Source organism: Burkholderia sp. AU15512 (assembly GCF_002223325.1).
In the GTDB taxonomy this organism is placed as follows: domain Bacteria; phylum Pseudomonadota; class Gammaproteobacteria; order Burkholderiales; family Burkholderiaceae; genus Burkholderia.
This window is the reverse complement of sequence record NZ_NKEX01000008.1, coordinates 534151-552321: the sequence shown is the minus strand read 5'-3', so window position 1 is coordinate 552321 and position 18171 is coordinate 534151. Positions and strand designations below refer to the sequence as shown.

The window sequence follows — 18171 nt, the reverse complement described above, 5'->3', positions numbered from 1 at the left end:
TACCCAAGTTGCCAGGGGCAAAATCAAATTTGTGCAAGACAGCCTGCGTGTAATCGTTTTTGTACATCCAAAATCGATTTACGCCAGAAACGAGCTTTCATAATCGGTTTTGCGCATTGGCTGGGGCGAAGGAGATGCCCGTCTTGCAGCAGCCGTGTATCTAGCCCGCGATCGTTGATCGATACCGCCCTGAACGACCGGCCGGACAGTAAAGCAAGCCTCACGACAACACAGCCGCCGGCAACGCGCAGCTTTTCGCTACACAGGAAACTCCGCATCCGCCCGTCACGCGTCGGTGACGTCGGGCTCGCGCGCGTCGTTGCGTTGCACGCACTGCACGACCGACAACCCGTCGGCCGTCAACGCGGGCCGGCGCTCGCCGGACGCGTCGTCGTGCTGCATCACGATCAGGTGCTGTTCGACCAGCGCAAGGACATCCTCGCGGTCGATCTGGATCTGCTCCGGTGCGCGATGCACCAGGAGCAGCGTGGCGAATTCATGTGCGGTCAGCATGCTCGTTCCCCGTGGGCGGCTGCGCGAGATGCGCGCCGGCGAGCAGCAATGCATGCAGGGACCATGCCGGGTTGCGTGGCGCCCCCGTCATCCGTGCTGCCTGCGCGCGGCGCGATGTGGCACCACACCGCGGCCCGTGCGCGGTGCAAAGTTTTCAACGGCGTGTAATGCGGGAGGAAAACCGGCAGGAGGGAAACAGGAGCGGGACACGCCGGGAACGTCAACCGGGTCAGGATCGCCGGGACCGGAACAGGCCCGCTCGCGCACGACCGGCCGGCGCACGGAAATAGCCGCTGTGCAGCACCACGCCGCCGTTGCCGTCGCGGTTGCTGTCGCCCAGCACGTCGGCGCAGGCGGCTTCGATCCGCGCGCGGCCCTGTTCGAACGCATCGCGCAAGTCGGCCTCCAGCGCGGAGCGTGCGCCGAAATGATCTTCCAGCGCTTCGACCGTGATCGCGCAGGTTTGCGGTTCGCCATCGACATCAACGACGAAACGCAACTGCAGCGCCGCCCCGTCGAACACGGGCGGCTCGTCGACCAGCGTCACGCGGCGGGCGGGATCGGCGGCCATGGTGTCAGGCGCCCCGCGCCGAAACGCGATCAATTGGTGCGACCCCGACCGCGAGAATGGCTATCTGGCAATGCCCCAACCTTCTGCTCATGAGCCCCTCCGTCCGCGTGGTGGCACGTGTCGTGCCATGCCAGTCCCCCAGCAAGCGACGTGCCTGGAGCCCATTCGCGCGCGCAAGTCAAGTATCGAAAACCGATCCGCACGGCTACTGCAGACGGCGCGCGGCGTCAAGCATCGCATCGGTCAGCTCGACCGTCAGCGTCACGTGTTCGTCGGGCAGGCGCTCGAGCAGATCCTCCACCGTGGCGTGCAGGATCGCGTGCACGCGCATCCGCGTGCTTTCGTCGAGATCCGCATAGCGTTCCATCGTGTCGCAGTCGAGCACGAGCACGACCGAATGCCGCGCGGTCTCGGGCGGCGGGTCGGCCGCCTCCGCCCACGCCGCCTGAAACATGATCCTGCCCGTCGAGACGTCGACATGGACCGTCGTATCGAGATCGTCGGCGTCGATCATGTCGCCATCGGCATCGTTGTCGATCTCGTCGTTTTCCAGCCAGATCCGGGAATGCGATTGCATGATGTCCTCCTGCGTGATGACGGGATGGCGGGATGGCATGTCCAGCCCCTCTTCTGCAGCAACACCCGTGCCGCGGCCGGCACGGGTTCGTCGTACGGATCACGCGCGCCGCGCGGCACGCGGTTTGCGTCGCCCACCCCGTCACTACGTCCCTGTCACCCCAATGGAGCCGACTTAATGCCTTCCGCTACCGCTACCCACGCGCATGGCAAGCACCTGACGCGACGCCCGGGCCGCGCCCGCGGCAACGACCCGCACCGCAAGCGCTGGTCCGCCGACGTCATGCAAAAAAGCGATGCGCTCGACCTCGAACCGGACATCTTCAAGTCCGACGACCCGGCCGCGATCGCCGCGTCGCTGAAGCATTCGGCCGAACACAGCCGCCGCCGCAAGGCGTCGCCGTTCCAGTCGGCGATGTCGATGCTGAACTTCTACGTGAACCGCGCGGGCCGTAACCTGCCGAAAACGCGCCGCGCCACGCTCGAACGCGCGAAACGGAAGCTGCGCGAAGCGTTCGGCCGCAAGCCCTGACGTCGCGCGACCCGATATCTGCCTGCTACCGCACACATGCACGAGACGCTCTGGTACGTAATCGTCGGCGCGGTGCTGATGGGCATGGGCGTCGCGACGTCCGCGCTGCGCCACCTGCCCGTCAGCACCGCGATGATCTATCTCGTGCTCGGCGTCGTGCTCGGCCCGGCCGGCGCCGGCCTGCTGGATCTCGACCTCGAACGCGATGCACGGCTGCTGCGTGAGATCGTCGAGATCGCGCTGCTCGTCTCGCTGTTCGCGATCGGGCTGCGGCTGCGCGTGCCGCTCACCGACCGGCTGTGGCGCGTGCCGTGCCGCCTCGGCCTGCTCGCGATGGGCCTCACCGTGCCGCTGCTGGCCGCGTGCGCGATGCTCGCCCTCGGGCTCGACTGGGGCCCCGCGCTGCTGCTCGCGGCGATCCTCGCGCCGACCGACCCGGTGCTCGCGCACGACGTGCAGGTGCACGACCCGGGCGATCGCGATCTCGTGCGCTTCGCGCTGTCGGGCGAAGGCGGCCTGAACGACGGGATCGCGCTGCCGTTCGCGCTGGCCGGGCTCGCGCTGTGCGGCGCGCCGGGCACGACGCACGGGCTGCCGCCGCTGTCGGGCGCGTTCGCGCTCACCGCGCTGTGGGGCATCGCCGGTGCGGCCGCGATCGGCGGCGGCCTCGGCTGGATCACGACGAAGACGATCGGCTGGCTGCGCACGCGCCACGCCCAGGCGCTCGGCCTCGAAGGCTTCTTCGCGCTCGCGCTGATCGTGCTGTCGTTCGGCGCCGCGCAGTTCGCGCATGCATTCGGGTTCATCGCGACGTTCGCGGCCGGGGTCGCGATGCGGCGGGTCGAGCACCGCGCGAGCGGCGATCGCGCGCCGCGCGACGTGATCGGCCAGATCGATTCGGCCGACGTCGTCGCCACCGAGAAGCATCCGGACAAAGCGCACGCGTTCATGGCCGAATCGGTGCTCGGCTTCACGATCGAACTCGAACGGATCGCCGAAGCCATCGTGATGACGATGATCGGCAGCGTGCTCATGACGCTGCCGGGCCCGCTGCTGACGTGGGGCGCGGCGTCGCTGGCCGTCGTGCTGTTCGTCGCCGTGCGCCCGCTCGCCGTGCTGGTCACGCTCACCGGCTCGCGCGCGACGCATGCGCAGCGACGGCTGATGGCGTGGTTCGGCATTCGCGGAATCGGCTCGTTCTACTACCTGCTGTTCGCGCTCGAACACGGGCCCGCCGCCGCGGTGCGCCCGCTCGCGGCCCCCGTGCTGGCCGTCGTGTCGGCATCGGTGATCGCGCACGGGATCACCGCGACGCCGCTGATGAACTGGTATCACCGGCTGCAGCATCGGCGCTGACGCGTGCATGACGATGCGCGCGGCCACGCAATCGGGCCGCCACGCAGCGGGTGGCGCCGCGTGGGTGAGGGAAGCATCGATATCGACATGCGCTCGCCGCGTTCGGGATGCAGCGACCACGCGGATCGCCGCGTCGCCATCCTGCGAACGGCAACGGCGTCAGGGCGCGCGCAGCGCCGCGTCGAGTTCGGCGCGCGTCACGTCGAGCGCGACGTTGCATTCGATCGCCGCCTCCTCGACGCGCGGCTTGCGCTCGTCCACCGCGCGCCGCGCGCGGTCGCACAGAACCGTGCGCACGCGCAGCCGGTCGTCCGCGCCGAGCGACGCATAGCGCGTGATCACGTCCGGCTCGAACCGCAGGTCGACCGTGCAGCGCCATTCGCGCGCGTCCTCGTCGGACGGCACGCGCACCCACGACACCTGGATCGTCAGCCGCCCGGACGCGTCGTCCGACTGCACGACGACGGTCGATTCCGACGGAAAACCGTTCGCGAGCGCATGCTCGAGCTCCGCGATGCGCTGCGACCGGCCGGGTGTGCCGGTCATCGTCGCACGACGCCCAGCAGCAGCGTGACGAGGAAGATCACGACGAAGATGTAGAACAGGATCTTCGCGATCTCGGCCGCGCCGGCCGCGATCCCGCCGAAGCCGAACACGGCCGCGACGATCGCGATGATGAAGAAGATGACGGCGTATCGCAGCATGGATACCTCCTGGATGGCAGCAGTGGTCAATACACGTCGTCGCCGGTCACGCATCGTGCTTGTGCTCCGGTTTGCCGCGTCTCGGCTTGGACGCCGTTTTTTCACGTTCCCTTTCGTTCATCGACCTGGCGATCGGCTTCGCCGGCGGCATGAGATCCCGCATTGTCGTGTTGCCGCATCGGGCCGACAGCACGGCACGCGCCGCGCCCTGCCGGGCACGGGACGTTGCCGGCATGGTTGCGCGCCGGTCGTGGGTGCACGCGTCGACGCGACGGTCGGCACATGCACGCGACGGGTTCGCCCAGGCCGCCGTCATGCGGCGTCGCGGCGCCGCAGGTCGGCCGGCGGAATCTTCATCGCCTGGCGATACTTCGTCACCGTGCGACGCGCAAGCAGGATGCCGCGGCCCGCGAGGTTCTGCGCGAGCGTGACGTCGGACAGCGGATCGGTGTGCCGTTCGGACGCGATCATGTCGCGGATCAGCACCTTCGCGGCCGCCGCCGAGCACACGCCCTTGCCGGCCGCCTCGAGCTTGCGCGGGAAGAAATGCTTGAACTCGAACGTGCCGTGCGGCGTGGCCATGTACTTGTTGCCCGTCGCGCGCGACACCGTCGATTCGTGCAGGTCGAGCTCCTCGGCGATGTCGCGCAGCACGAGCGGCTTCATCGCGATCTCGCCGTAGCGGAAGAAATCGCGCTGCCGCGCGACGATGCATTCGCCGACGCGCTGGATCGTCTCGAAGCGCTTCTGCACGTTGCGGATCAGCCAGCGCGCTTCCTGCAGCTGCTGGCCGAGCGGCGAATCGCGTTCGCCGCTCGACTGCGCGAACAGCGTCGCATAGCGTTCATGCAGCCGCGCGCGCGGCAGCACGGCAGGGTTGATCGTCACGATCCACTCGTCGCGCACCTGGCGCACGATCACGTCGGGCACCACGTAGTCGCCGCGCGTGCTGCCGTAATGATTGCCGGGGCGCGGGTCGAGCCCGCGCACCAGCGCGCAGGCCGCCTGCAGCGTCGGCGCGTCGCAGCCGAGCCGCCGCTGGATCTCGGCCGTCTCGCGGCGTGCCAGACGCTCGAGATGCTCGCGCGCGATCGCTTTCGCTTCCGCGAGCGCCGGCGTGCCGGCGGGAATCGCATCGAGTTGCAGCACGAGACACTCGGACAGCGAGCGCGCGGCCAGGCCCGGGCGGTCGAGCATCTGCACGAGCCGCAGTGCGACCGCGAGATCCTGCTCGGAGAGCAGCAGCGCGGGGTCGGCCGCGACCAGCAGTTCGGCCAGTTCCTGGCGCAGGTAACCGTCATCGTCGAGCGCGTCGATCACGATGCGCGCGGCTTCGCGGTCACGCCGGTTCAACGGATAGAGCCGCAACGCATCGTGCAACTGCTGATTCAGCGACGGCTCCGCGGCCAGCCATTCGCCAGGCGACTGGCCGCCCGCATCGTCGCCGTGGCGGCTCGTGCCGTGCGGCGTGGGCGCGGCCGTCAACGACACTTCGGACACGTCGGGCACTTCGGGCGCTTCGCCGTCCTGCGGGCGAGCGTCGTCGGGCTGGGGTGCGGCTTCAGGCGCGGCCGCCTCGGCCGGCTGCCCGGAGGCGTCGGCGCCAGCCTCCTCGTCTGCCTGGCCATCCTCGAGGAACGGATTCTGATCGAGCGCCTGCCGCAATTCCTGTTGAAATTCGAGCGAGGACAACTGCAGCAACCGCAGCGACTGCTGAAGCCTCGGCGTAAGTGCCAGATGCTGTCGCATCTGCAGCGCAAGCGAGACGGACATCGATGGTCCTCCTGACGTTTCACGGGTTTCGTTTCGTATTCGGTCAGGATTGATGCAGCTTCCATGCCAGACGGCGCGACCGCACCGCGTCGCGGGTCACGCGGGTTCGTACCCCGTCTTGCAAACCGTCGAGGGCCGCTTTTTTACAAGCGGGTCGGCAAGTTTTGGGCACGCGTTTCGCGCACGGTCCCGCCACGCGCCGGCCGTGGGATGTATCAGTACTGCGTCGGCGGCGGCGTGCCCGGCAGCGGCGGGTCGCCCGGCGTGCCGTTCGGGCCGGGGGGCGGCACGTCGGCCGGATCGCCGCCCGTCGCGCCCGGCGGCAACGTGTTGCCCGGCGACGGCCGCGGCTCGTAACGCGTATTGGCATCGGGCATCGTCGTGCCCGGCGACGGCGGATGGGCGCCGGGCGGCGCGGGCGGCGCGCCTCGCGCGCCGTAGGGAGCAGGTTGCGTGCAGGCAGCCAGCGCGCACGCGGCGGCCAGCAGGCATGCGCCGGTGCGGATCGTGCGGATCGGTTTCATCGAACACCTCCTGACATCCGCGGCAGCCGCGGAATCGGTTGGGCAGGCCCCGGCCAATCCGCAATCCACGTGCCGTCCGTTCACGCGTCAAGCACGTCGTCCCGCGGTGCGCCCGAAGGTCGCGGGCCGCCGTCGTTCGCCGCGATGCCTGCCTGCGCGCCGCTAGGCGTCGTACGCGGCCATCACGAGCCATAGCTCGCGGCCGTCGTCGCGCACGCGTGCCGCGAGCGCATACGTGTCGGCGGGCTCGCATGCACGCTGCAGCGCGAATCTCGCCGGCTCGGTCGCGCCGAACGTCTCGTCTCCGAGCGGCCGCACGTCCGCCTTGCCCTCGAACATCCGGCGCTCGGGCCGGTAGATCAGCGGTTCGCGCTTCCATTCCTGGAAGCGGCTTTTCACCGAATCGAACCCGCCCCCGCAAACGTTGAGCTCGTAGCGCACGCCCTCTCGCCGTTTTGGAATCGTCATCGTGCCTCCGTGTGATGGGCGCGCGGCCGGCACGGGTCGCGCCGCACGTGGTCGTCGTCATCTTCGTCGTGTTCCGCGTCGCTACGGCAAGTCGCGTGCCGCGTGCCGACCCCGGGCATGGTCGTTGCGAAGACGTTCGGGTCATCGAGGAGGATTCGCTGGCGAGATCCAGCATGACATGGCCGATGCGCAGTTGCGGCGCCTGCCGGTCGTCGATCACGACAAGCGGCTGGTCCGCATGCTGTCGCTCGCGGACATCGCGACGCGCTCGGCCGGCCCGGCACGCGACGACGTCGCGAACACGCTCGAAGGCGTGTCGCAGCCGAAGCGGACGTGATGGCGCATCGAAGGCCGCGCGCGATACTGCCTGCCGGCCTCCGGCCAAGATCGGCCCCGCATCACCGAAACGGGCCGTCGCATCAGGACAACGACGGACGGCCGCCGCGTCAGCCGTGCTGCTTCGTCACGCGCACGATCTTGTCCGCCAGTTCGCGCACGTCGACCGGCTTACACAGATAGCCGTCGAACCCGGCCTCGAGCGCGCGGCGTTCGTCGGCCAGGCCTGCATGCGCGGTCACGGCGAGCACCCGCATGCCGGGCGGCCCGCCGCCGCCGTTCATGCCGGCGCGTCGCAACGCGTCGAGCAGCCAGAAGCCGTCGCCGTCGGGCATCGCGAGATCGGACAGCACGACGGTCGGCCGCAGGTCGGCGGCCACCGCGAGCGCTTCGCGCCCCGTCGACGCGATCGCGACGGCCGCGCCGAACGTCGTCAGCGCGGCGGTGAGGCTCTCGCGCGTGGTCGGATCGTCGTCGACGATCAGGATGCGTTGCGTATCGAGCGTCAACGGGGCGCGATGGGCGTCCATGTGCGCGCTCCCCCACGCCATCGCGCCGACCGGCTGCCAGCCGGCCGGCAGCGTCACGGTAAACGTCGCGCCGCGATTACGGCCCGCGCTCTCGACCGTCACGCCGCCGCCATGCAGCTCGGCGATATGCCGCACGATCGACAGGCCGAGGCCCAGCCCGCGCCGCGACGACGCCGGCGAATCCTCCGCGCGGCGAAACATGTCGAACACGTACGGCAGGAACGCCGGCACGATGCCCTGCCCCGTGTCGCTCACGGTCAGCACCACCCGCGCATCGTTGCGGGCGAGCCCGACCGTCACGCTGCCGCCGGACGGCGTGAACTTGAGCGCGTTCGACACGAGGTTCGACAGCATCTGCCGCAAGCGCTCGGCATCGCCCGACACCACGCAGGTCGACGCCGCACAGTCGAATTCGAGCACGATGCCGGCCGACGACGCGGCCGTCTGGAACGCGCCGACCGAATCGGAGAACAGCCGCACGACGTCCACCGGCCGCGCGTCGAGCTGCAGCTTGCCGGTCGCGAGCGACGACGCATCGAGGATGTCGCCGACCATCCGCGTGAGCGAGCGCGCGCTGCGGTCGATCGCGTCGATCGCCTGCTGCTGCAGCGCGCTGTCGCCCGAATTGCGCAGCACCTCGACCCAGCCGTAGATCACGTTCAGCGGCGTGCGCAGCTCGTGCGACACCGTCGCGAGCAGTTCGTCCTTCAGCCGGTTCGACGTATCGGCCTGGTCGCGCGCATCGCGTGCGCCCTGCAGCGACCGCTGCGCGCGCAGGTCATGACGGCGCTGCGCGCCGGCTTCGCGCAGCGTCAGCGACAACGCGACGGACGCACGCACGTCGCCGCGTACCGGGCCCGCCGACACGGTCGCACGAAAGCGCCGGCCATCGCGCCGCACGCACAGCAGGTCGATCGGCCCGACCGCTGCGTGCATGTCGTCGAACGACTGCACGAGCGGCTTGCGTTTCAGCCAGCGCATCGCCACCAGCGATTCGAACGTGCGCCCATGCGCATCGCTTTCGTCGTAGCCGAACATGCGTTGCGCGGCCGGGTTCCAGCTGACGATGCGGCCGTCGCCATCGATGCCGACGATCGCGTCGGGCGACGCGTCGACGACAGCGCGCTGCAACCGCGACGCATCGGCCCGCGAACGGTCGGCGCCGGCTTCGCGCAGCAGCAGCACGGCGCCGTCGACGTTGCCGTCCGCATCGCCGAGCGGCGCGGCCACCTCGACGATCGGCACCGGCTCGCTCCCTTCCGCCTGCAGCCAGTGGCGATCCGATGTGACACCCTCGCCGCCGAGCGCGAGATCGAGCGGGGTCGATTGAACGCGCCGGCCGTCGCGATCGACGATCCGCAGCACGTCGCGCGCGGCGCGGCCCGTCGCATCGTCCGGCCGGCAGCCGACGAGCGCGGCCGCGGCGGCGTTGAGGTAGGTGAGCCGCCCGTTCGTATCGGTGGCGATCACGCCATGCGGCAACGCCTGCAGCACGGCTTCGAGCCGCCGGCGCGCGGCCGCTTCACGCCGTAGCGCCGCATCGTTCGTGAAGCGCGCGCGGCGCAGCATCGACGCGATCGCGCAGACGAGCGCGCAGATCAGCACGAAGGTGCCGAGCCGCACGAGCCGATCGGGCAGCGGCTGCGTATAGGCCGCGGGATCCGAGAGAAACAGCGTCCACACGAGCAGGCCGCTGACGACCGTCGAGGCCATCCCGAACAGGAACGACGTCGCCCACGCGGCGCCCGCGAGCAGCGGATAGTAGAGGACGAGCGGCAGGTTCACGCCGCCGAAGCGGATCGCGAGCGCCTGCAGCACGGTGGCGATCGCAACCAGCATCACGGCCGTGACGTAGTTGCCCGCGCGAGTCCGCGAAATGTCGATCATCGATCACGCTCCTGCCGGCGGGTCGGTCGCGGCGGCATCAGGACTCCGGCTTGTCCACTTCGTCTTCGAGCTGCGCGAGCCGGTTGTAGATCGTCTTCAGGCTGACGTCGAGCACCTCGGCCGCCTGCGCCTTCACGCCGCCGCATTGCGCGATCGTGCCGAGGATCAGCTTGCGGTCGGCTTCCTCGAGCGACGTGCCGAACGGCACGGTCACACGATCCTCGTGCGAATCGGCCAGGTTCGACAGTTCGTCCATGATCGGCGGCGGCAGCGTATCGATCACGTCCGCGTCGCAGAAGATGCTCGCGCGCTGCACGAAGTTGCGCAGCTCGCGTACGTTGCCGGGCCACGCATAGCTCTTCAGCGCATCGCGCGCGGCCGGTGCGAAGCGCAGGTTCCGGCCGCTTTCGGCGTTGAACTGCTGCAGGAACGCATCGGCGAGCATCGGGATGTCGTCGCCGCGCTCGCGCAGCGACGGCAGCGGGATCGGGAACACGTTGATCCGGTGGAACAGGTCGGGCCGCAGCTTGCCGTCGGCCATCGCGGCCTCCGGGTCGCGGTTGGTCGCCGCGACGATGCGCACGTCGACGTCGATCTCGCGCGTCGAGCCGAGCCGCGTGAGGCGCCCCGTCTCGAGCACGCGCAGCAGCTTGACCTGCGACTCGAGCGGCATCTCGGTGATCTCGTCGAGAAACAGCGTGCCGCCGTCCGCGCGTTCGAAGAAGCCCTTGTGCTGTCGCTCCGCGCCCGTGAAGCTGCCGCGGTCGTGGCCGAACATCTCGCTCTCGACGAGGTTCGCGGCAATCGCGCCGCAGTTCACCGCGAGGAACGGGCCGCGGCGGCGCAGGCTCAGGTCGTGCACCGTCTGCGCGGCCAGCTCCTTGCCGGTGCCCGATTCGCCCGTCAGCAGGACCGATGCCTCGGTGCGCGCGACCCGGCCGATCGCGTCGTAGACGGTCTGCATCGCGGGCGAGCTGCCGAGCATGCGGCCGAAGCGGCCGAGACGCTGCAGTTCGGAGCGCAGCTCGGCGATCTCTTCATGCAGCGCGGTGGTGCGCGGCACGCGCGCGAAGATGCTGTTCAGCCGCTGCATGTTCAGCGGCTTGACCAGGTAGTCGGTCGCGCCGCGCCGCAGTGCGTCGATCGCGGTTTCGAGGCTCGCGTGGCCGGTGGTCAGCACCATTTCGCAGTGCGAATGCTTCGGCAACGCATCGAACAGATCCATCCCGTTGCCGTCCGGCAGCACGAGATCGCACAGCACGAGATCAGGGGGGTGCGTCGTGACGAGCGTGCGCGCTTCCTCGAGCGTCGCGGCCGTATCGCACGCAAGCTGCTGAGTGCGCGCGAGCGCCGCGAGCATGGCGCGCGTATCGGCGTCATCTTCGACGATCAGGACGTAGGGCATCGTGGCTCCTTGTGAAGCAGCCCGGCGCGCGTAGCTGCCGGAACCGCGGCAGGTTGCAGCGAGGTCCGGCCACTGGTCGCACGACGATACGGCTTGATCGATGCACTCGTGCGGATGGGCTGTCCTCCCGTGAAAAGCAGTCCCTGTGAGTATAGGAGAGGCATGTCGCGCATTCGCCGGTCATCGAATAAATCTATCCGCACTCGTCATCTGCATTGCCAGATTCAATGCGCGGCAATCGGTAAGAACGCCGTCGTTTCAAGGGGATCATGCGGCGTGAAATCGTGCAGATCACGTCTTTTGCGCACTTTGACGTGCCATGCGGTCAAACTTTCCGGTCTGGTTTTTCGCATGTCGGAATGTTCCGATGGCGGGAGTGGTCGCTCGATGGCGTGCGTTCGATTCAGACCCTGCTGCGTCACTTGCCGCGCATCGAGCGTTCTGTCCGCTTCGCGGATCCGTCAGTCGGTCGCGGCCTGACTGCCGCTGTCACGCGCTTTCGAGATCGCTTCGACAAGCTTCAGTTCGTCGTCGATCGACAACGTCGTGTCGATCACGTCTCCGCCGAACGGTGCGAGCGCCGTGCTCAGCGCGTAGATATCGAGTTGCGTCGCGGCCAGCCCGAGCGACACGGTGCCGGGGCGCGCCTTGCGTGCGACGCGATCGATCAGCGCGTCGTCCACCGGCTTCTCGCGCCATGCGTCGAGCGACGATTCGATGTGCTCGACCACGCTGTCGAGCAGCGACGCGGGCGGCGTGCGATCGGGGTCGAGCGCATGCGCGCGCAACTGTCCGTCAGCCGTGCACTCGACGATCGCCACCCCCGACAGCGCGACGACGTGCCGGTCGCGCAACGTATCGAGTTCGGCGAGCGCGCGATGGGCGGCCGCGAGGTCGGGATAGGACAACACGATCAACGTATTCATCAACGACTCCATGAAATCAGGCGGCCGGTTCGAGAGGGGCGGCACTCAGTGCGGCAGCCCGAACGCGGCCTTCAGGCTCGCGACGATCATCTGCATCGCGATCGCCGCGAGCATCATCCCCATCAACCGTTGCGTCACCGCCGTCACGCGCGGCGACAGGTAATGGCCGATCAGCGGTGCCGACAGCAGCGACACGGCCAGCAACACGAGAAACGCGGCGAGCCCGAGCGCGAACGCGAATGCCTGCCCGGTCGAGAACGCGGTGTGCCCGAGCACGATCATCGTCGCGATCGTGCCGGGGCCGACGAGCAGCGGGATCGTCAGCGGATAGATCGCGACGCTCTCGGCCGCGGCCGGATCGGCGCCTTCGTCGTCGCCCGGCGAATGCTGGCGGCTCGGCGCGCCATGCAGCATCGACAGCGCGATCAGCAACACCAGCAGCCCGCCCGCGAGGCGAAAATCGTCGACCGTCAGGCCGAACACGTGCAGGATCGCGCCGCCCGCGACTGCCGACACGATACAGCCGACCGTCACGCCGATCGCGGCCGTCAGCGCGACCTTGCGGCGCACGCCGTCCGCCGCGCCTTCGGTCAGCGACAGGAACACGGGGATGTTCGCGATCGGGTTCATGATCGCGAACAGCGCCGCGAATACCTTGATGGAAAAGGTCAGGTCGAAGGCCACAGGTTCGCTCCCGTCTCGCGCGGCGATACGTGCGTCGAATCGCGCGCAGGTTCCGCTTCGTTTCGGATGCACGGCGCACGCCATGCTGCTACGATCGACGCACCGCGTTCACGCACGACGGAGGGCCCCGACCGATGCAAGCCACCGACACCTTCATGGATCACGAGATTCGCGTCGACGCGACGCGCAACGCGAACGGCGCGTGGGTCGCGCAGGTGCAGATCTTCCGCGACGGCGCGCCGGTCGACCTGCCCGCGCCCGAGCTCGTCACACCCGAATGGCTCACGTGCGACGAAGCCCTGCGCGGCGGCATCGACCAGGGCCGCGTGATCATCAAGACCCGCGACCGCTAGCGGCAACCGGCTCATCCGCACGCATCGCACGGCGCGTTTCACGCATCGAAATCCAGATCGCCGATCAGGATCTCGCGATCGCGCTGGGTGCGCGTGCTGAAATCGACCGGCAACTCCATCTGCCAGCGTTCGATCGTGACCGGCAGCGCCGCGAGATAGCGGTCGAAGCGGCTGCGGTCGGGCTCGGCCAGCAACGCATCGATCGCATCGTCACGCCACGCGAGCCGCGCGTTCAGCCGGTTCGGCAAGCCGACCGTCGACGTGAGGCCGATCACGTCGACACAGGTCGAGCTGCCCTGCCCGTCGTGCGGCACGACGTCCACTCTCACTTCGCCGGGCTGATACAGGCCGAGCACGCGCGCCGCGATGCGCGGCGCAAACTCGGTTTCGAAACGGGTACGCACATCGGGATTCATCTCGCCTCCGGGTTCGAATCATGTCGTCACAACGCTGTCACGCGGCTGCAATCTGCCGCTCGAATGCCGCTTCCGCCTTCAGGCTGTCGAGATCGCGACCGACCGTCGCGACCGCGAGCCGTGTGTTGCCGCGCCAGTACGCGATCGAGCAATCGTGCGCGCCGAGGTCGCCGTCGATCTCGACACGATCGAATTGCTCCGCATGCCCGACATAGTTGACCGTCAGGTCGTAATGCTGGCTCCAGAAGAACGACACCGCGTCGAACGGCCGCTGCTGCCCGAGCATGTTGCGCGCGGCGGCGATGCCCTGCCGCTCGGCGACGACCCAGTGCTCGACGCGAATCCGCTCGCCCGTCAGCGGATCGGGCCAGCGCGCGATGTCGCCGGCCGCGTAGATGCCGGGCGCACTCGTCTGAAGGAAGCGGTCGACCGTCACGCCGCGCTCGACGGCCAGCCCCGCGTCCTGCGCGAGTGCCACGTTAGGATGCACGCCGATGCCGACCACCACGAGATCGGCCGGCAGCACGTCGCCGGTCGACAGCGTCACGCTGTCCGGCGTGATCCGCACGGGCGTCGCGCCGAGATGGAACACGACGCCGTGCGACTCGTGCAGTGCCTGGATCGTGCTGCCGAGCGCTTCGCCGAGCACGCGCGCCATCGGATGCGCATCGGGCGCGACGACCTGCACGTCGAGCCCGCGCGTGCGCAGCGCGGCGGCCGCTTCGAGCCCGATGAAGCTCGCGCCGACCACGACGCAGCGACGCGCCGTTTTCAGCTTGCCGATCAGCGCGTCGCAATCGGCGCGCGAGCGCAGCACGCACACGTGCGGCAGATCCGCGCCGGGCACGGTCAGCCGGTTCGGCTCGGCGCCCGTTGCAAGCAGCAGCGCGCCGTAGCCGACGCGGCTGCCGTCGGCCAGTTCGACCGCCTGCCGCGCGGGGTCGATGCGTACGACACGCGTGCCGCACCGCATGTCGATGTGATGGTCCGCATAGAACGACGGCGCACGCAGCGGCAGCCAGTCGGCATCGGCCGTGCCGGCGAGATAGTCTTTCGACAGGTTCGGGCGGTCGTACGGCGGATCGGCATCGGCGGTGAGCAGCGTGACGGGATGCGGATAGCCTTCCTGCCGCAGCGTCACCGCGGCCGCGATGGCAGCCGCACCGCCGCCGACGATCACCACCGACGCGGGCAGTCCCGCTGCATTCAATACAGGCGGTGCGGCGGCCGGCCGCTCGTCGAGCACGACGGCGCGGCCGTCGCGGCGTTCGACGCGCCAGCACGGCAGCCCGTCGAGCGCGGGCGCGCGCAGCAGCGCGCCGGTGCGCAGGCAGAACGCCGCGTGATGCCACGGGCAATGGATCGTGTCGCCTTCCAGCAGGCCGTCGGCCAACGGCGCGCCGTAGTGCGGGCACTGTGCGCCCACGGCAAACAGTTCATCGGCGCGGCGCACGAGCAGCACCGCTGCATCGCCGACATGGCCCTCTATCATTGCGCCGTCGGCGAGATCGTCGAGCGCGATGCCTTGCGTGAGATCGGGGCGTGACGACGAATCGTCGCTTTCAGTCATGACGTGGCTCCCGAAAAGTCAGGTAACGATCCCATTATCGACATCCCTCCTGAAAAGAACAGGTACAGACGTCCCCGCAGCGCACGCAAACACGCACTGTAGCTTGTACGCGATCCATGACGGGCGTAGAACGTCATCAACGTTGCGGCGCAACACGGCAGCGGCCCGCGACGCACGCCGCGCCTCCCGCGCAAGCCGCGTGCCGCCTTCTCCCCGTCACCAGGAGTACTACCCGATGGCTACCGTCCTGTGCGTGCTCTACCCCGATCCCGTGGACGGCTATCCGCCGCGCTACGTGCGCGATGCGATTCCGGTCATCACGCACTACGCGGACGGGCAGACCGCGCCGACGCCGGCCGGCCCGCCCGGCTTTCGTCCCGGCGAACTCGTCGGCTCGGTGTCCGGCGCGCTCGGCTTGCGCGCCTATCTGGAAGCGCACGGCCACACGCTGATCGTCACGAGCGACAAGGACGGCCCCGACTCCGAATTCGAGCGCCGGCTGCCCGAAGCGGATGTCGTGATCTCGCAGCCGTTCTGGCCCGCGTACCTGACGGCCGAACGAATCGCCCGGGCGCCGAAGCTGAAGCTCGCGCTGACGGCCGGCATCGGCTCCGATCACGTCGATCTCGACGCCGCCGCGCGCGCGCACATCACCGTCGCCGAAGTCACCGGCTCGAACAGCATCAGCGTGGCCGAGCACGTGGTGATGACGACGCTCGCGCTGGTGCGCAACTACTTGCCGTCGCATGCGATCGCGCAGCAAGGCGGCTGGAACATCGCCGATTGCGTGTCGCGCAGCTACGACGTCGAAGGCATGCAGTTCGGCACGGTCGGCGCGGGCCGCATCGGGCTCGCCGTGCTGCGCCGGCTGCAGCCGTTCGGGCTGCAGCTGCACTACACGCAGCGCCACCGGCTCGATGCATCGGTCGAGCAGGCACTCGGGCTCACGTATCACGCCGATGCCGCGTCGCTCGCGAGCGCCGTCGACATCGTCAACCTGCAGATTCCGCTGTACCCGTCGACCGAGCGCCTGTTCGACGCGGCGATGATCGCGCGCATGAAGCGCGGCGCGTACCTGATCAACACCGCGCGCGCCAAGCTGGTCGACCGCGACGCGGTCGTGAACGCCGTCACGTCCGGGCATCTCGCGGGCTACGGCGGCGACGTGTGGTTTCCGCAGCCGGCGCCGGCCGATCACCCGTGGCGCACGATGCCGTTCAACGGGATGACCCCGCACATCTCGGGCACGTCGCTGTCCGCGCAGGCCCGCTACGCGGCCGGCACGCTGGAGATCCTGCAATGCTGGTTCGACGGCAAGCCGATCCGCAACGAATACCTGATCGTCGACGGCGGCACGCTCGCGGGAACGGGCGCGCAGTCGTACCGGCTGACGTGACGCCGCGCGCGTGCCGCACGACGCGCGACGCGCGGCGGCTCACTCAGTCGAGGCAGTAGGCGGCGAGCTTGCCGACCGCGATCACCGCCTGCTCGATCTCCGGCGACCACGGGCTGCTGTAGTTCAGCCGGATGAAGTTCCGGTAGCTGTCCGTGATCGAGAACATGTAGCCGGGCCCGATCGTGATCCCCTGCTCCAGCGCGAGCTGGTACAGCCGCATCGCGTCGATCTGCGCCGGCAGTTCGATCCACAGCACGTATCCGCCCGCCGGGCTCGAGATGCGCGTGCCCTCCGGAAAGAACCGCGACACCATCGTACGCATCAGGTTCGCCTGCTGCGCATAGGCCTTGCGAATCCGCCGCAGGTGATGCTCGTAGCCGTCGCGTTCGAGAAACTCCGCGATCGCGAGCTGCGGCAGCGACGGCGTCGCGAGCGTGTTCAGGAATTTCAGCTTCTCGACCTGCTCGCGATAGCGGCCCGGCAGCGCCCAGCCGATCCGGTACGCGGCCGTCAGGCTCTTCGAGAACGACGAGCAATGCAGCACGATGTCGTGCCGGTCGAACGACTTCAGCGTGCTCGGATGCATGTTGCCGAAGTACAGTTCGTTGTACACGCCGTTCTCGATGATCGGCAGGTCGGCTTTCGCGGCGAACTCGACCAGCTCGCGCTTGCGCTCGTCCGGCATCTGGAAGCCGAGCGGGTTCTGGAAATTCGGCATCACCATGCATGCGGCGATCGGCTGCGACTTCGCGATCGCGGCCAACGCGGCGATGTCGATCCCGTATTCCGGATGCGTCGCCACCTCGATCGCCTTCATCCCCATCCGTTCGATCGCGTGCAGCATCGCGTAGAACGTCGGCGATTCCACTGCGATCGTGTCGCCCGGTTTCGCGACCGCCTGCAGGCACAGGTTGATCGCCTCGGTCGCGCCGACCGTCACGATGATCTCGTTCGGATCCACCGACATCCCGTTTTCCAGGTAGCGGCGCGCGATCTGCCGGATCAGCCGCGGATGGCCGGGCGGCAGCCCGTCCGTCACGCCCCACAGCGACTTGTCGCGGCCGGCCGCATACGCGTAGCGATTCAGCTTCTCGAACGGAAACAGGCTCGGGTCCGGATACGGCGAGCCGAGCGGCACCGCATCGTCGGTGCCGATCGAGCGCAGCGTCGACAGCACCAGCCGACTCACGTCCACTGACGACGAAATCGCGATCGGCTTCGACGGCCGCAGCTCGCGCACCGGCGCATGGCTGTCGTCGCGCCGCAGGTTCACGAAATAGCCCGACTGCGGCCGGCTCTCCAGCAGCCCGCGGCTTTCCAGCAACAGATACGCATGCAGCACGGTCGTGATGCTGATCCGGTGCTGCTGGCTCGCCTGCCGCACCGAAGGGACACGATCGCCGTGTCGATATACGCCCTGCCGGATGAGTCTCTCTATGTCGTTTGCAAATTTCTCGTAGAGCTTCATCCGCCTCGCCCCGCCAGCGGTGAACCGGCGTGCGATGCACGGGCGGCATGGCCGCGCCGGTGCACGAAGCCGGATAGCCGTGCCCGGGCGCGGGCGTGCCGGTGCGAACCTCGTCCGTTATCGAAATTGAAGGCGGATAGCAATGCGAATCTCATCAAGACAAGGTTCGGCATCCTACTGCGT

General features: G+C 68.7%; 20 protein-coding genes and 1 pseudogene. 5 read left to right on the top strand and 16 right to left on the bottom strand.

Going from position 1 to position 18171, the window contains the following annotated elements:
• Window positions 1-285: 285 nt before the first annotated feature.
• The 3 genes from CFB43_RS34740 to CFB43_RS34730 form a co-directional block, all read right to left on the bottom strand.
• Entirely contained in the window at window positions 286-513 is a 228-nt protein-coding gene (locus tag CFB43_RS34740; RefSeq protein ID WP_089429619.1) for a hypothetical protein, read from the bottom strand.
• Between the two features lie 229 nt (window positions 514-742).
• A complete protein-coding gene (locus CFB43_RS34735) occupies window positions 743-1084 on the bottom strand; it encodes a DUF1488 domain-containing protein (RefSeq protein ID WP_089498617.1) in 342 nt (113 codons plus the stop codon).
• 205 nt (window positions 1085-1289) lie between these two features.
• Window positions 1290-1661 (bottom strand): DUF3022 domain-containing protein, encoded by a 372-nt coding sequence (locus tag CFB43_RS34730; RefSeq protein WP_089430115.1) that lies wholly within the window; start codon window positions 1659-1661, stop codon window positions 1290-1292.
• A gap of 177 nt (window positions 1662-1838) precedes the next feature.
• On the opposite strand from CFB43_RS34730, the gene CFB43_RS34725 reads away from it, so the two are divergent.
• Both CFB43_RS34725 and CFB43_RS34720 read left to right on the top strand, forming a co-directional pair.
• Entirely contained in the window at window positions 1839-2192 is a 354-nt protein-coding gene (locus CFB43_RS34725; RefSeq protein WP_089498616.1) for a DUF3175 domain-containing protein, read from the top strand.
• A 36-nt stretch (window positions 2193-2228) separates the two neighbouring features.
• Window positions 2229-3548: a cation:proton antiporter gene (locus CFB43_RS34720; protein ID WP_089498615.1), complete on the top strand. Its 1320-nt coding sequence runs from the start codon at window positions 2229-2231 to the stop codon at window positions 3546-3548.
• 159 nt (window positions 3549-3707) lie between these two features.
• On the opposite strand, the gene CFB43_RS34715 is transcribed toward CFB43_RS34720, so the two are convergent.
• The 6 genes from CFB43_RS34715 to CFB43_RS34690 form a co-directional block, all read right to left on the bottom strand.
• Window positions 3708-4094: a DUF3022 domain-containing protein gene (locus tag CFB43_RS34715; RefSeq protein ID WP_089498614.1), complete on the bottom strand. Its 387-nt coding sequence runs from the start codon at window positions 4092-4094 to the stop codon at window positions 3708-3710.
• On the bottom strand, window positions 4091-4252 hold the full coding sequence (locus CFB43_RS34710) for a DUF1328 domain-containing protein (RefSeq protein ID WP_011349711.1): 162 nt from the start codon (window positions 4250-4252) through the stop codon (window positions 4091-4093). The genes CFB43_RS34715 and CFB43_RS34710 overlap by 4 nt, the downstream gene beginning before the upstream one ends.
• 46 nt (window positions 4253-4298) lie before the next feature.
• Window positions 4299-4487 (bottom strand): DUF3008 family protein, encoded by a 189-nt coding sequence (locus CFB43_RS34705; protein ID WP_089499056.1) that lies wholly within the window; start codon window positions 4485-4487, stop codon window positions 4299-4301.
• 77 nt (window positions 4488-4564) lie between these two features.
• Entirely contained in the window at window positions 4565-6025 is a 1461-nt protein-coding gene (locus CFB43_RS34700; RefSeq protein ID WP_089498613.1) for an RNA polymerase factor sigma-54, read from the bottom strand.
• Window positions 6026-6240: 215 nt separating this feature from the next.
• The gene (locus CFB43_RS34695) at window positions 6241-6549 is read right to left on the bottom strand and encodes a hypothetical protein (RefSeq protein ID WP_089498612.1); all 309 of its coding nucleotides are present in this window, start codon (window positions 6547-6549) and stop codon (window positions 6241-6243) included.
• A 162-nt stretch (window positions 6550-6711) separates the two neighbouring features.
• Window positions 6712-7017, bottom strand: coding sequence for a hypothetical protein (locus CFB43_RS34690; RefSeq protein WP_089498611.1), 306 nt, complete (start codon window positions 7015-7017; stop codon window positions 6712-6714).
• A gap of 163 nt (window positions 7018-7180) precedes the next feature.
• On the opposite strand from CFB43_RS34690, the pseudogene CFB43_RS34685 reads away from it, so the two are divergent.
• Window positions 7181-7354, top strand: a pseudogene (locus tag CFB43_RS34685) (CBS domain-containing protein); the annotation flags it as partial.
• A 109-nt stretch (window positions 7355-7463) separates the two neighbouring features.
• Here the strand turns inward: CFB43_RS34685 and CFB43_RS34680 are convergent.
• The 4 genes from CFB43_RS34680 to CFB43_RS34665 all read right to left on the bottom strand — a co-directional run bounded on the left by CFB43_RS34680 (window position 7464) and on the right by CFB43_RS34665 (window position 12785).
• Window positions 7464-9770 carry a hybrid sensor histidine kinase/response regulator gene (locus CFB43_RS34680; RefSeq protein WP_089498610.1) on the bottom strand — a complete coding sequence of 769 codons (2307 nt, stop codon included), beginning with the start codon at window positions 9768-9770 and terminating at the stop codon, window positions 7464-7466.
• A 37-nt stretch (window positions 9771-9807) separates the two neighbouring features.
• Entirely contained in the window at window positions 9808-11175 is a 1368-nt protein-coding gene (locus CFB43_RS34675) for a sigma-54-dependent transcriptional regulator (RefSeq protein ID WP_089498609.1), read from the bottom strand.
• A 461-nt stretch (window positions 11176-11636) separates the two neighbouring features.
• On the bottom strand, window positions 11637-12101 hold the full coding sequence (locus tag CFB43_RS34670) for a DUF1269 domain-containing protein (protein WP_089498608.1): 465 nt from the start codon (window positions 12099-12101) through the stop codon (window positions 11637-11639).
• A 45-nt stretch (window positions 12102-12146) separates the two neighbouring features.
• The gene (locus CFB43_RS34665) at window positions 12147-12785 is read right to left on the bottom strand and encodes a MarC family protein (protein ID WP_089498607.1); all 639 of its coding nucleotides are present in this window, start codon (window positions 12783-12785) and stop codon (window positions 12147-12149) included.
• Window positions 12786-12919: 134 nt separating this feature from the next.
• On the opposite strand from CFB43_RS34665, the gene CFB43_RS34660 reads away from it, so the two are divergent.
• Window positions 12920-13138: a DUF6566 family protein gene (locus CFB43_RS34660; protein ID WP_089498606.1), complete on the top strand. Its 219-nt coding sequence runs from the start codon at window positions 12920-12922 to the stop codon at window positions 13136-13138.
• A gap of 38 nt (window positions 13139-13176) precedes the next feature.
• Here the strand turns inward: CFB43_RS34660 and CFB43_RS34655 are convergent, their stop codons facing one another.
• Together CFB43_RS34655 and CFB43_RS34650 are read right to left on the bottom strand one after the other, a co-directional pair.
• The gene (locus CFB43_RS34655) at window positions 13177-13554 is read right to left on the bottom strand and encodes a DUF5594 family protein (protein ID WP_089498605.1); all 378 of its coding nucleotides are present in this window, start codon (window positions 13552-13554) and stop codon (window positions 13177-13179) included.
• Between the two features lie 37 nt (window positions 13555-13591).
• Window positions 13592-15124, bottom strand: coding sequence for an FAD-dependent oxidoreductase (locus CFB43_RS34650; protein ID WP_089498604.1), 1533 nt, complete (start codon window positions 15122-15124; stop codon window positions 13592-13594).
• 235 nt (window positions 15125-15359) lie between these two features.
• Here CFB43_RS34650 and CFB43_RS34645 point away from each other — a divergent pair, with 235 nt between their 5' ends.
• Entirely contained in the window at window positions 15360-16520 is a 1161-nt protein-coding gene (locus CFB43_RS34645) for an NAD-dependent formate dehydrogenase (protein WP_089498603.1), read from the top strand.
• 43 nt (window positions 16521-16563) lie between these two features.
• Here the strand turns inward: CFB43_RS34645 and CFB43_RS34640 are convergent, their stop codons facing one another.
• A complete protein-coding gene (locus CFB43_RS34640; RefSeq protein ID WP_069249479.1) occupies window positions 16564-17988 on the bottom strand; it encodes an aminotransferase-like domain-containing protein in 1425 nt (474 codons plus the stop codon).
• Window positions 17989-18171 lie beyond the last annotated feature (183 nt).